This is a genomic window from uncultured Gimesia sp. (assembly GCF_963976445.1).
Taxonomy (GTDB): Bacteria; Planctomycetota; Planctomycetia; order Planctomycetales; family Planctomycetaceae; genus Gimesia.
Window position 1 is genome coordinate 1 of sequence record NZ_CAXBKP010000049.1, and the last position, 12,922, is coordinate 12,922.

Below are 12,922 nucleotides of genomic sequence, written 5' to 3' on the forward strand. Positions count from 1 at the left end.
GTTGGACGCTGGTTCTGATCACTGTTGGGCAAGCCAACAGTGGCACCCTGGCGGAGTGTTTTGCTACCATGAAAAGTATGAAATGACACGCATAGTTGTGTTGTTGGACGCTGGTTCTGATCACTTTTTGGCAAGCCAGCAGTGGCACACGGCGACTTCCTCAGGGATGGCACAGGTCTGTTTTAACTACCACGAAAAGCACGAAATGACACGAAAAAATATCGTGGAATAGAAGGGAAGTGAGTGAGGATGTCGGCAGAAGATGAGAGTCAGGATGAATCAGGACCGGATCTGCGTGAGTTTAGTGTGGGAGTGCGGATTGATCCGGATGAGGGGTTAAGGTCTCTGGGGATGGAAGTGGTAAATGGCGTAATCAATCTGGGGGGAAAAGTCGTTTCGATTCAAGGGGGCGATGCTGCCTTTCGCAAACTCAATCAGGATGAGGATCAAGAGAGTGTCGCATTCTCGGGCTGTGATATTAAGGTGATCATGGATGTCTCGGGAGTGGCAGACTCTCCGATTTCTAAAGAGCACGACCGTCTGTATCGCGCGGGGCTGGATCTGATTAATCCCTATATGCGTCTTGTAGGGCGTGATGCCAGACCCGTGGATTCAGAGCTAGCGCGGAAAGAACTGGCGCAGGGTAAAGAACTACTCAAGTGCGTGTTGGAGATCAATCAGGGGAACGGTGCTGCGTGGTGGCTGATTGGCAAGGCGGAGCAGGCTTTGGGAGATGCAGAGGCAGCCTGCGATGCGTTTGGGGATGCATATCGCTTAAAGAATGAGAATCCGGATACGGCCCGGGAGTATATGTTTGAATGTCTCAAGCTGGGACGAACGAAAGAGGCGATTGCAGCGGCTCGGCATGCGAAACGATTGAAACCAGGGGATATGGGACTGGTGGCCAACTTGGGACTGGCGTTGTTGATCGGGGGCGAATTGGATGAAGCGGCGGCAACGATTGAGGAAGCTCTGACTGGGACGCCCGATGACCCGATCAGTGCGAACCTCAAACAGGTGATTGAAGATATTCGTGCGGGATTACGACCACAGCCTCAGAATCTAGGGGATTTGAAACAGTTCTGAGAGGGAATCCATTTTACGACCACGAAAGACACGAATGGTTGTGTTGTTTGGGCGCTGGTTTTCAAGACTGTTAGGCCAGCCAACAGGTGGCACCCGGTGACTTCCTCAGGGATGACACATGTCTGTTTTTAACTACCACGAAAAGCACGAAATGGCACGAAAATTCGAACGGGTAGGATTCCGATACTGATATTCGATATCGAAAGAAAAAATTTCATGTTTAATGACGGTCATGGTACGATCCTAAAATATGTTTGGGAATTTCACTTTGCAGACGGAGCGCCCCGACTTTCCGAAATCAGCGGGAAGATGACTGAAATCACATCACTGCCCGTGCGGGGGGCTGGAAGGGATACAGTCGAGCCTGTTGAGTTTTCTGCTGATCTTTCGTTTGAGTGTGTTTCTGCTGTGAACGTGCATCTTTATACTCATCACACCTCAGGTCGGAATACACAATCGGACCGTTTCAATGTTGAGAGAGGTCAGTTCATTACACTGAAAGGAACCAAAACCGATTCCACGACGTTGTGGACTGCTATACTGGCTCTAGAAGCATTGGGAGGAGTCGACACCTCTGGGGATCTTGATGAGGAACGCTTGGGGCGAGGCGAGAAACAGCGTCAAAAATACAACTGTCAAATTAGAGAGGCAGAGTTACAGAGCCGTCATCGCAAGACACGTTTCTGGAATTGGGTATCATTTCTGATTTTGATCTTACTATCACCGGTTCTGCTACTATGGATGATCTGTTTTTCGTTATGGAAGGAAATCCGAAAGTAATCGATTTGCTCATTGCGGAATGACGCGAATGGTTGTGCTTGGACGCTGATTCTCAGCACTGTTGGGCAAGCCAACAGTGGCACACGGCGACTTCCTCAGGGATGGCATACGTCTATTTATTTCTACCACGAAAGGTACGAAATTCGATTGTGGTTGGTGCTGATTGCCTGGTTGTGAGTGGCCTGGCTTTCGTTGACGGTGTATGATGCAATTCTGAAGAATGTCTATTCTGGTCTGGTGATTGTAGGGAGGTCTCATGAGTCGTGCTTTGCTGGTGATTGATGTGCAGAATGAGTATTTTACGGGGGCGCTGCCGATTACTTATCCGGCGGGACATCTGGAACAGATACTGGCGGCGATGGATGCGGCGACGGCAAAACAGGTGCCTGTGATTGTGGTACAGCATGGCTTTACTGATCCCGAAAAGCCGTTCTTTCAGAAAGGGACGCCGGGTTGGGAACTACATTCGGAAGTAGCACGTCGTCCGCATGATCTGCTGATCGAGAAAACGCTGCCGGGGAGTTTTACCGGCACGGAACTGGAAGGGTGGTTGCGAGAGCAGAAGATCGATACGGTGACGATCGCCGGTTACATGACGCATATGTGTTGTGATACGACGGCGCGGCAGGCCGTGCATCGCGGGTTTACGGTTGAGTTTCTGAGTGATGCGACGGGCACGCTGGCGTTGTCGAATTCAGCGGGCGACGTGACGGCAGAAGAATTACAGCGGTCGATTTTATGTGCGCAGCAGATGATGCTGAGTGAAGTGCTGGATGTGGAAACCTGGATCGGGCGGCTGTGAGATTGTTTGTGCATTTCATTGATGTCCCCCGCTCTTGAAAGCAGCCAGTGATGACCGAAGTGACTGCTGATCGGGTAATCTCGAAATTAAACGAGTTGAACCTGCATTTATCACCCGAGATTAACTACCGGGTCGAGACAGTGTTCCCTCGGATTGAGGGGATGTTTCTTAATCGGGAGATCAGAAAAAAGTTTCAGCTGGTGCAACGCATCGAACCGGTACTCCGGGAATTACTGCTGGAACATGAGCAGGTGCAGGTTGTCTCGAAGGGAAAAGAAAAACTACTTCACACGGCTATGGTGTTCACGAATTATCGGATCGTTTGTTTCCGTATGAATAGTAAAGGCGAGCCGAAGCAGGCCTTTTCTTTCCTGTACTACACTCAGATCGATAGTCTGAAAACCACGAATTCCTGGAGTTCCAGAGATGACTTGACGATTGCGCTGAAAGATGGTGGGAAACTGACTGTTTCCACTATTTTGAAAACAGAGCGTGAGGCGATGCTCACGGCTTTTCAGAATGCTCAGAAGGTACTCACTGAGCAAGGCTTCGATCCTTCGGTTTCACAGTCACGCGAAAATCTGTGTGGCAACTGTCTGCAGGTCGTTCCTAAAGATCAATATCAGTGTGCTGCCTGCGGCGCGACTTTCTGGAAACCAAGGGAAATCGTGAGTCGCTATTTTCTTTTCCCACCTTGGGGGGGATTCGTAATGAAGCTGTATCTCATGGCTGCTATTCATCTGGCTTATTTAATATTAATTATGATCCTCATTTCCATCTCGCTGATGCGAAGCGATTATGGGTTTCCTTTAATGATTATTATGGTCGTTTATATTAAAGCAGCGATGAATATGTGGTTCATCGCAAATAATGGGTTGTATCAGAAGAAATTTCCTCAACGCATTTAGCTTGAATACTGGTGTAGAACCTCTCAGGTTACAGAGACAGGATAACCCCTCGAATGGAATCCGGATGATTGTCTGAGTTTCAGGTCGGATAATACGGGTTATCAGGTTCCCGACTCGACAAATCAATTATAAAGCCTGGGTGGATCGTACGTAATTGATTCTTGAATCTCTTCCGTTTTTCAGTGAAGATTCAACAGACGACTGTACAGATTCACGATAAAGAAAGCACGGAGTGTTGTTGTATGGGCTTGTATTATTGAGTTTTGTGAACTGGGAGTTTTAATAATGACTGTAATGCGATGTTGTGCCGCCTTGCTTTTTGTCGGGGGCAGTCTGGTTTTGCAGCAGAACACTGTGCTGGGACAGACGATTAATCACAAGCTGGAGCCTTATCTGAAATCGGGGAATCTGCCGGCTGTGGCAGCTGCAGTGGTCGACCGGGGAGTGCTGATCGAATATGGTGCGGTCGGGACGCGCAAAATGGGCGCGGATATTCCGGTCACCATTCATGACAAGTTTCATCTGGGCTCTGATGGTAAAGCGATGACCGCGACCCTCGCTGGGATGCTGATTGAAGAAGGAAAACTGAAGTGGGATTCGACGCTAGGCGACGTCTTTCCCGAATTGAAAAAATCAATGGCGCCCGGCGTGGAAAAAGTGACGCTGGAACAACTGCTGTCGCATACGAGCGGCATGCGTGCCGACGATGAAAACCTGATGAAGCTGCTGAAAGACTCGTTTGATGTCGATGGCGATCTGAATGATCAGCGGTACTGGCTGACGAAAGAGTCGGTCAAGCTGCCTCTGGTGGCTGAGCCTTCAAAGGCGTGGGCGTATAACAATCGCGGGTATACAATTGCAGGTGCGATGATTGAACGCGCCAGCGGCAAACCGTGGGATGAGCTGATTGTAGAACGCATTTTTGAGCCGTTCGAATTGACGACCGCCGGTCTGGGAACTCAGTCATCACTGGGGAAAATTGATGCACCGCTGGGACATGTGAAACAGAAAGATGGCAAGGTCAAGTCGTATATGGCGGGGCCGAATGCCGATAATTCGATGATCCTTGGACCCGCGGGATGTGTGCATCTCTCGATTCTGGATTTAGCGACCTGGGCTGGCTGGAACGCCGGGAACGGGACGCGGATGCCTTGTAATATTGTGAAGCCGGAAATGGTGGAGAAAATTCATACCCCTGTGTTCACGATCAAAGGGGATAACCGTCCGGGAACGCCGCCCGAAGGAAAATATGCTCATGGCTGGGGCTGGGTGACTGTTGACTGGGCACCGTATCCCTTGCTCTATCATGGCGGCTCGAACGGCAAGAACCTAGCGCAGATCTTTATCGATAAGAAAAAGGACATTGCGATTGTGGTCATGACTAATATCGGCGGACAGCAGGCTGATACGGCTCTGCGTTCGATTGCAAAAGAACTGTATGAAGATGTGGTCGCGCAGTATTAAACCATAGGGTTTACAATTGGGATTGGATCTGGACTCCGCGCTCTCATCGATTGATGGGGGGGCGGAGTCTTGTTATAAGGTGAGGTGACGGTCGCAGGACTTATCACAATCACACATCTGCCCGGAATTGACGCACCATGTTCAATCCCATGTATTCCGAACACGCCGACGAATATGCGGCGGCGATTCGAGATAACAGTTACAACGCGTTTTACGAACGCCCTTCTCTGTTGGCGTTGCTGCCTGAACTTGAAAACAAAGCGGTGCTGGATCTGGGGTGCGGGCCGGGCGTGTACTCTGAATATCTGCTGAGTCAGGGAGCGCGTGTGACTGCCGTTGATTCTTCGCCGGAAATGGTGGCGCTGGTCAAACAGAAGCTGGGACGCGCGGTCCATTGTTACGAACAGGATCTGGCGCTGGGACTGCCTCAAGAAGCGGACGCGGCGTATGACTTGGCGATCTGTCCTTTAGCGATTCATTACCTCGAAGATTTCACTCCTCTGTTTCGCGACGTCAAACGCATTTTGAAGCCGGGCGGTCTGTTTGTGTTTTCGACGCATCACCCGTTTGTCGATTATCCCTTCTCGCCGAGTGGCAATTATTTTCTGACCGAGAAAATCGTTGATGAGTGGGATACATTGGGGCGACCGGTGCAGGTGGGATTTTATCGGCGACCGTTGACAGCGATTCTGCAACCTCTATTGGAAGCAGGAATGACGCTGGTTGAACTTTCCGAGGGAACACCAGATCCAAGCCTGGAACAGAGCGACCCGGAAAGCTTTCGGAAGTTGTCGACGGCACCCGGGTTTTTGTTTGTGAAGTGCCGTGTGCTCTGAGTCTCTGTGGTATAGCCTGATCTTGTCATGTCTGTATGTTTGCACATTGCGTGTGCAGGCGGTACGATTGAAGTCTGATTCAAATTGATTTCTCGTTCTGATAAGGTCGAGATGCTTCCTGATTTTGATAAGGCTTGCCTGAAATGCCTGCTGTTCAACGAGATCGTTCTCTGGGTGAAGGCGTTTATTTTGCGCCTGAAGACTATATCGGATTCCGACGGCGGATCGTGATCTATGTGGTGGATGGGGCTGTTCTGGTCGGGTTGATGTTTGCGATCTTGTTTCTCACTCTGTTTTTCTTCGATGACTATTCCGACGATGATCCAACAGATAGCGTGTTCTGGATCTGGGTCTTTTTTATCTGGCTTTATCTGACGGTGCTTAAAGCCTCGCGTGTGCGCACCGTCGGTTACTGGATTACCGGCGCCCGGATACTCACGCTGCGGGGAACCAAACCTTCCGTCTTTCGAATGACGTATCGCTTGTTGCTGAGTTTATACTCACCTTTCAATATTTTTTTTGATCTGATGTGGGTGGGCGTGGATCAGGATCGCCAATCTCTGACGGATCGTTTTGCCGGAACCTGTGTTGTCAGAAAGAAGTCGCAACCTGCCGGTCGTTCAGAAATTCATTTTGCTTATTATACAGCCCTCTGCTTTTGCTATTTCTATCCGTGTGCGATTCATCCCCGCGAGACCGGGGAGACCGTTTTAAAAGTTGACACTTTTTAAACCAAGTGGCTGTTTCCCAATTTTTAGTTAAATATTCAGTGCCGGTTAACGAATCAAGAAATACCAATCTTTGATACACAAAATCGATTGATAAAAGGGAGATCATGAAAGACGATTCCAATATGCCTGAAGAGAATGCAGATGAAAATCCGAAAGAGCTAAAAATTGTAATCTCTCATAAAGTGATTGTAGTGGGAGCGGTTGGTTTTTTGTGTTTTATCTATTTATTTACATATTTAAAAACCATACGCGAATTGCTGAAGGATGAATCTACCATTTCGTTGTTGCTGGGGATTTTTCTGGTTTCAGAAGTCATACAATTCTTAAATTTGATTTCCATCAGGTTGAAATTGGAAACTTATCTAAAGACCAATCCCGTGATTCAAGACCAGGACTCGTTGCAGTTGTGGAAAAACGTTGTCCAATCACATCATAAATGGGAGCGCGTCGGTTTAATGCTCTTGTTTGTCCTCTCGCTTCCTATTGGGATCCTAGTTGGTACGAACAGTGGTCTTATGACTGTGAATGCGGGGATCGTGGGCGTTCTCTTTTTAGTGCATCTCGTATTGATCGCGTGGAACAGTTCTTCACAGGAAAAAATGAAGAAGGTAGAATGTTTGGATGAAACTGCGGAAGCAGAATATCAGCGTGTGTGCGATGAGTGGGAGCACAAGTTTTTTCCTGATTTTAAGCTTGAACCGCTTCAGGAGTGACACAAGATGGACAAGGCAACCATTGTTTTGATCGGTGCTGTCGGCGGCACTCTGTTGGGAGTGTTGGGAGGCGTGTATGGAACCAGGAACAGCATTAAACAAACGAACGGGCCGCGGGAACGGGCGTTTGTGAAAAAAATGGCCTTGCTCTATGTGATTATGGTTTCGACATTTGTGGCTCTGGTCTTTCTCCTGCCTGATCCCTGGAACCAATACATCTGGCTGCCTTACGGGTTGTGGCTGAATTATACGATTCGTCGCAGCAGTCGCAAACAACAGGCGATACGTGAGGCGGAGCCAAAGGAACTAGATGGAGCTGTGGAAGCGTTTTCAACTTCAACCGATCTGGAATCGAATTCTCATGAAATGATTCGTTAATCTTTGGTTTAAGGATTTCGATTGATGGAAGTAGCACAGATTTTATATCTGATCGGTTTGCTGTTGGGAATTGTCATTGACAGCGTGGCTCTGGTCCTCGTGATCTCCTGGCCGTCGGTCAAAGGGAAATTGTGGCTGGTGGCAACATTGCTGTGTATTTTAATGTACTCGTTGCTTGCCGTTGGGTTTCAAATGCTGATGGAGTACATACAAAAGAATCAGATGGGACCAGAGGCTTATGAGCATCTCTGGATTGTGACTTTGTTCATGAGCTGCCTGGCGCTATTGGGGAAAATTCTGTTTGTGATCACGGTGTTTCAGTTACGTGGGGCGCTGAAATCACTGGTGTCTCCCTTTTTTATCAATCATGAGGAGGGGGGAAATTGATGGAACCGATGGAACTATGTGTGTTGGTGGGACTGATCTTGATTTTCCTGCTGATGCCCTGGCTGATGGTGGTGTGTGTCAAAGACCTGTTTCGTAATAAAGGCAGCTCGGGATCGGGCGGCGGAGGAATCATCGGCGGAATGGCCGCGATGGATCGGATCGTGAACCCTGCAGGGCAGCATGTGCAGGAAGCGAAAGAAGTGGAACGAGAGGAAGAAGGCATCGGCGGGGAATAACTTTTCGAAGATGAAAAAAAAAGAACGGATTTATCTGGTTTTGTTTACGGTTTCTGTGATCGTATATTTTCCCTTCGCTCACTGGGTTTCGACAACTCCTGTAGGGACAACGTTGTTTCTCTGGGGAGCGATTATCTATGGTTTTGCGCTGCTGGCGGCTGTTGTGGCGATACCGGCGTCGTTGGTCGCTCTCTGTTTTAAGCGGACACGACGAGACGCTCTGCTGCTGTTGATTCTCTCGCTGGCCTATCTCCCGCTCGCGGCTACAGGCATTGCATGGGGACAGAAAGTACGAATGACGCAGATGGCCGAGTTCGCGGAACGGAGCCGTCCTCTGATAGACGCCGTCGAACGTTACGCAGAAGATCAGGGAGGGCCGCCTGAGACGTTGGAACAACTGGTGCCGGATTACCTGCCGGCTGTTCCCGGCACAGGGATGATGGCGTATCCTGAGTACGTCTATTATTTCGGGGATCAGGCTCGGGAACGTTTCGTAGATAACCCGTGGGGGCTTTTAGTAAACACACCGAGCGGCGGCCCCAACTGGGATCAAATGTTGTACTTTCCGAAACAGAACTATCCGGAACAGGGTTACGGCGGTAGCCTGGAACGTGTGGGCGAATGGGCCTATGTGCATGAATAACGGGGTGCGATTGTCTGGTTTTCTGGTTCTGATTGTATTGTCTTTTTCAGTTGTTTCTTTTGGAAATTGAGGGGAAGTACTATACGGTTGTGTGATGGGTGGTTATGTTACCAGTCTCAGGCTGTTGTGGTCGAATGTCTCCTGGTATTGAAAGCAAGTGGACGCTTTTCAATAGGAGCTCGCCACGGATCTCCTACCATACGATTCACCAGACTTATCAACCGAAGAAATAACAATATGGATCAAGACGAAGACCTTGCCAAACTCAAATGGATTCTCGCAGCCGGCGTTGCCTTTCTGGTGACGGGTTTTTGGGCGTTTCAGGAACTGAAATACGCCGTCTGGGGGACGACTGCTGAAGCGACGGTGACCAGAACGTTTGAAACCCGTGAGCGGCGGCGCAATCTGCTGGCTGTGGAATACACGTTTACCGACAAAGAGGGGCAGTCGCACAGCGAACGTGATGATGTTCCCAGTAATTGGCCTACGCCGGGGCCGAAGGTGACGATTCAATACATGCCGGGCGTGGAAGACTCGTCTCGGCTGGAAGGGCATTCCAGAAAACTCGCGGTTTGGATGTTTCTGGGATCTTGTGTACTATTGGGATTTGCCGGCTTTAAGCTGTACCAGATAGCCAGCGACGCCGTCGATGGACCGCCGCGGCGGAGACGATAGTTCCATTTTCCCTGCTGGTAAGAGAGTGTGGGGCTGATGGATGAACTAAAACTCGTTCCACTTCACTCGTAATTAGGGAGGCATCTTGGGCACGGACATCAATGCGTTTCTTGAAAAAACTGATCGAGAGGATTCGCCTAGTTTTTCCGGTATACCTCACGATCAAACCTGGTTGTTTGGCAAGTTCTGTATCAATCGGGACTATCATTTGTTCGATGCATTGGCGAACGGGCGTAGTGTGCAGTTCGATCCCTCGGAAGTTGAACGTCATGCATTGTATCCGCCTCGTGGAATTCCGGCTGATCTCAGTTATGATGTTGCAATTGAATATTATGATTTGATTATGGAACCTGCTGACATCGATTCCCGATTTTCGACTGGCTATGAATTTGTCTCGAAATCAGAGGCAGAAATACGAGTGTCAACGGGTAGATCTCATTATGGCCAGGTCACAGCGCTCTGGCCTTACTCAGAAAAAAGTCCTTTATGGTCAGTCGTCTCTAAGCCTTACTTCCACAACCCAGGCTGGTTGACACTGGAAGAAATCAGGGAGGCGTTAGACCATTTTAAAATTACAATGAGCGAGGTCGACATCGAATTTCGCGCGTTGTTACGTGCGATGGAAGAACTCGATCAGGAATCCAGTCCCTGGCATGTACGTCTGACGTTCTGGTTTGAGAAATGAGAGACAGGAGCGGCCAGTATGACTCCCGAACAACTGGTTCAAGCAACCGGACTTTTCTATCAAGGTCTGATCCACCCTGCCCCTGATGCTCCGGAGTTTCAGGTTGGTCTGGATACGTTCTGTCATCTGCGAGACGACCTGAATCGAGGGTTGGCTCTACAGTTGATACAGGACGTGAACTGGCGGAGTCGCCTGTTGGGTTTTGCTGTGGCGGCATTGCTACAGGACTGGTCACTCTCATCTGATATCCTGGAGACGTTGCAGCGACCCACTGGAAGTTCGATTGTTCCAGCGGGGGCCTGGTTGATGATGCAGCATCAACGTGCCCCGGAAGAATCGCCTGAATGCGATCTGGTAGAGTTTGATCTGACTCTGTTTGACGGTGAAGTCGGCTGGATTCTGACTCGATTGCAGGCGGCGAGAGAGGGAGCCTTCTCTGTTTATGCTGAGGAGACCGGGCCGAATTACGGACAGTCACTTCAGGACCAGCTCGATCTCTATGAGTCGCTCTGCACATTTGCCTGAAATAAGGCGAACGTTGGTCTGAATGTTGTGTCTCAGCTGGTGTCTATCACCGTTGGATGTTGGGGAACTCTATGGAAATCGAATTGAACCTGCTGGTGCTGCGCTGTCGAGATTTGGAAACCTGTAAAATCTTTTATGAGCAACTCGGTTTTTCCTTCCTGAGAGAACAGCATAAATCGGGGCCGATCCACTATGCGGCTGAATTGGGGGAGTTGGTGTTTGAACTCTATCCCTTAAAACTGGGCGCAGCCGTTGATCAGACGCGGCTCGGGTTTCGGCTGTCGGTAGAGGGATCACTCGACGCACTGCTGGATCGTGTGAAGATCGATATCATTTCCCGCTATGAATTCCAGCAGCGACGGATTTTGGTGGTTCAAGATCCAGACGGACGGAAGGTGGAGTTGAGTTCGATTCTGACGGCGTAATGAGCGCTGACTGATTAATACCGAAAATGGTGATCATGGCTAACTTATATGAAATTCGAGCCGACGTTGATCGTGAGACGATTGTTGTATATCAGGCTTATGGCTCTCAGATTGCAGACGCTGCATTGAAGGCGCAGAAGTTTGTTGCGCCCTTTTCGTTTCAGCGGATGACGTGGATTAAGCCTTCGTTTTTGTGGTTGATGCATCGCAGTAACTGGGGGCAGAAATCAGGGCAGACGCGAATTCTGGCCGTGCGGATCAGACGTGCCGGTTGGGAGAACGCGTTGTCGCTGGGCGTGCTGACCTCGCCGGAGAAACAGGTTTATGCATCGGGAAAGCAGTGGAAACAGGAATTCAACAAGGCTCCCGTGCATATTCAGTGGGATACCGAACGAAGTTCACGGGGTGCTGCCCTGCCCTGCTTCAGTATTCAGGTCGGTTTGAGCCGACACATCATACGCGAGTTTGTGGATGAGTGGATTGTGGGCATTGAAGACCTGACGCCTGTGGTTCGCAAACTGAATGCGATCCGGAAAGGAAGCAGCAAGAGTCTGAAGCGTTCTCTCCCGCCGGAAAAAGTTTATCCGATGCCCGCGGAATGGGGGCGAAAGTTGTTGATTTCCCGCTGATATTGATTACAAGTAATGCCTGCTGCTTTGTGAATCATATTGGCGGGAAATTTTGTAATGCCTCTCATTTCTTGTGTTGCGCTCAAAGGGGATCAAGATGGCCATTGCTAGAGTCAAAATTTTGACAGAATTTTCAGGGATCTTTTTGATGATTTTTTCGAGCGGATTGATGCCGGGACATCTATACTGTGTTGTGCTGGGGATTAACGGAGGAGCACGAGGAAAAATTTTCAGCGAGTTGGACCGGGGGATATTTTAGTGGATGCTGGCTGAGTGCTCGTGGAGTGTGGTAGAGCGGGTGGCAGAACTTAGGGGTGTATGAAAAAACGAAAGGGGAAGCGATGTCTTATGAAAAAGTGACAATCAAACTGGCCGGATTTCAAGGCAAACCATCAAAAGAAGATTTAGGGATTGATGAATTCAAAGTGGACCGTGATCTAAGTACTTACTATTTCGAGGGACCACACCCTGGTCCGGCAGATGTCTTCGAAACGGTGCTCGTAGCATTTATTGCAGCAGGAGCCGGTGTCTTGTCGGCAGCAATTACGGGGGTTTTTACTTATCTGGCCAACCACAACGGGGGGAAAATTGTGATCAAGGGGGCCAATGGCAGACAAGTCGAAGTTCCTGAGGGGACATCCAATGAAGAACTAGACGAATACATTCAGAAGGCGCGTGAGATCGATGCAAACCAGATCGAAGTCAAAGAGAATTCTCTAAAGAGGAATGAGAATTCGAGTTCAGAGAAATGAGTCAGAAGGTGTTCTTAGCGATCACTTTGTAGGATGAATTTAATGCCAAAAACGGATTCGGGAACGTTCACGACTTCCGATGGGGTCGAACTGTATTTTCTGCCGCGGATAACACTGCCAGCATATTGTATTGACGGCGAAGCCAGTCATCTGGGATCGGAGTCATGCCCTGGATTGCGAAGCAGATGGCAGACGCGGAAGTGGTGATAATTGACTCAGACTCAGACTCAGACTCAGACTCAGACTCAGACTCAGACTCAGACTCAG

Annotated in this window: 19 protein-coding genes; all 19 read left to right on the top strand. The window is 49.4% G+C overall.

Features of this window, described 5'->3' with window-relative positions; all coding sequences use genetic code 11:
- A partial coding sequence (locus tag AAC022_RS26630) for a hypothetical protein (RefSeq protein ID WP_339736279.1) occupies nt 1–232 on the top strand: 232 nt, incomplete at its 5' end.
- A 17-nt stretch (nt 233–249) separates the two neighbouring features.
- Nucleotides 250–1,086, top strand: a complete 837-nt coding sequence (locus AAC022_RS26635) for a hypothetical protein (protein ID WP_339736281.1) — start codon at nt 250–252, stop codon at nt 1,084–1,086.
- A 216-nt stretch (nt 1,087–1,302) separates the two neighbouring features.
- The gene (locus AAC022_RS26640) at nt 1,303–1,866 is read left to right on the top strand and encodes a hypothetical protein (RefSeq protein ID WP_339736283.1); all 564 of its coding nucleotides are present in this window, start codon (nt 1,303–1,305) and stop codon (nt 1,864–1,866) included.
- 256 nt (nt 1,867–2,122) lie between these two features.
- Entirely contained in the window at nt 2,123–2,668 is a 546-nt protein-coding gene (locus tag AAC022_RS26645) for a cysteine hydrolase family protein (protein WP_339736285.1), read from the top strand.
- Between the two features lie 50 nt (nt 2,669–2,718).
- Nucleotides 2,719–3,576 (top strand): hypothetical protein, encoded by an 858-nt coding sequence (locus AAC022_RS26650; RefSeq protein WP_339736287.1) that lies wholly within the window; start codon nt 2,719–2,721, stop codon nt 3,574–3,576.
- 285 nt (nt 3,577–3,861) lie between these two features.
- Nucleotides 3,862–5,040, top strand: coding sequence for a serine hydrolase domain-containing protein (locus AAC022_RS26655; RefSeq protein ID WP_339736289.1), 1,179 nt, complete (start codon nt 3,862–3,864; stop codon nt 5,038–5,040).
- A 137-nt stretch (nt 5,041–5,177) separates the two neighbouring features.
- Nucleotides 5,178–5,876: a class I SAM-dependent methyltransferase gene (locus tag AAC022_RS26660; RefSeq protein WP_339736291.1), complete on the top strand. Its 699-nt coding sequence runs from the start codon at nt 5,178–5,180 to the stop codon at nt 5,874–5,876.
- A gap of 143 nt (nt 5,877–6,019) precedes the next feature.
- Complete coding sequence (locus AAC022_RS26665) at nt 6,020–6,607, top strand: RDD family protein (protein WP_339736293.1); 588 nt, start codon at nt 6,020–6,022, stop codon at nt 6,605–6,607.
- 104 nt (nt 6,608–6,711) lie between these two features.
- Nucleotides 6,712–7,320 (top strand): hypothetical protein, encoded by a 609-nt coding sequence (locus AAC022_RS26670; RefSeq protein WP_339736295.1) that lies wholly within the window; start codon nt 6,712–6,714, stop codon nt 7,318–7,320.
- Between the two features lie 6 nt (nt 7,321–7,326).
- Nucleotides 7,327–7,698: a hypothetical protein gene (locus tag AAC022_RS26675; RefSeq protein ID WP_339736297.1), complete on the top strand. Its 372-nt coding sequence runs from the start codon at nt 7,327–7,329 to the stop codon at nt 7,696–7,698.
- A 24-nt stretch (nt 7,699–7,722) separates the two neighbouring features.
- Nucleotides 7,723–8,085, top strand: coding sequence for a hypothetical protein (locus tag AAC022_RS26680; protein ID WP_339736299.1), 363 nt, complete (start codon nt 7,723–7,725; stop codon nt 8,083–8,085).
- A complete protein-coding gene (locus tag AAC022_RS26685) occupies nt 8,085–8,321 on the top strand; it encodes a hypothetical protein (protein WP_339736301.1) in 237 nt (78 codons plus the stop codon). The genes AAC022_RS26680 and AAC022_RS26685 overlap by 1 nt, the downstream gene beginning before the upstream one ends.
- A gap of 10 nt (nt 8,322–8,331) precedes the next feature.
- Nucleotides 8,332–8,964 carry a hypothetical protein gene (locus AAC022_RS26690; protein ID WP_339736303.1) on the top strand — a complete coding sequence of 211 codons (633 nt, stop codon included), beginning with the start codon at nt 8,332–8,334 and terminating at the stop codon, nt 8,962–8,964.
- A 237-nt stretch (nt 8,965–9,201) separates the two neighbouring features.
- Complete coding sequence (locus AAC022_RS26695; protein WP_339736305.1) at nt 9,202–9,639, top strand: DUF3592 domain-containing protein; 438 nt, start codon at nt 9,202–9,204, stop codon at nt 9,637–9,639.
- 85 nt (nt 9,640–9,724) lie between these two features.
- A complete protein-coding gene (locus tag AAC022_RS26700) occupies nt 9,725–10,324 on the top strand; it encodes a hypothetical protein (RefSeq protein WP_339736307.1) in 600 nt (199 codons plus the stop codon).
- A gap of 18 nt (nt 10,325–10,342) precedes the next feature.
- Nucleotides 10,343–10,849, top strand: a complete 507-nt coding sequence (locus tag AAC022_RS26705) for a hypothetical protein (RefSeq protein WP_339736309.1) — start codon at nt 10,343–10,345, stop codon at nt 10,847–10,849.
- Between the two features lie 71 nt (nt 10,850–10,920).
- Nucleotides 10,921–11,274 carry a VOC family protein gene (locus AAC022_RS26710; protein ID WP_339736311.1) on the top strand — a complete coding sequence of 118 codons (354 nt, stop codon included), beginning with the start codon at nt 10,921–10,923 and terminating at the stop codon, nt 11,272–11,274.
- A gap of 35 nt (nt 11,275–11,309) precedes the next feature.
- Entirely contained in the window at nt 11,310–11,903 is a 594-nt protein-coding gene (locus AAC022_RS26715; RefSeq protein ID WP_339736313.1) for a DUF4291 domain-containing protein, read from the top strand.
- A 341-nt stretch (nt 11,904–12,244) separates the two neighbouring features.
- Entirely contained in the window at nt 12,245–12,655 is a 411-nt protein-coding gene (locus AAC022_RS26720) for a hypothetical protein (RefSeq protein WP_339736315.1), read from the top strand.
- Nucleotides 12,656–12,922 lie beyond the last annotated feature (267 nt).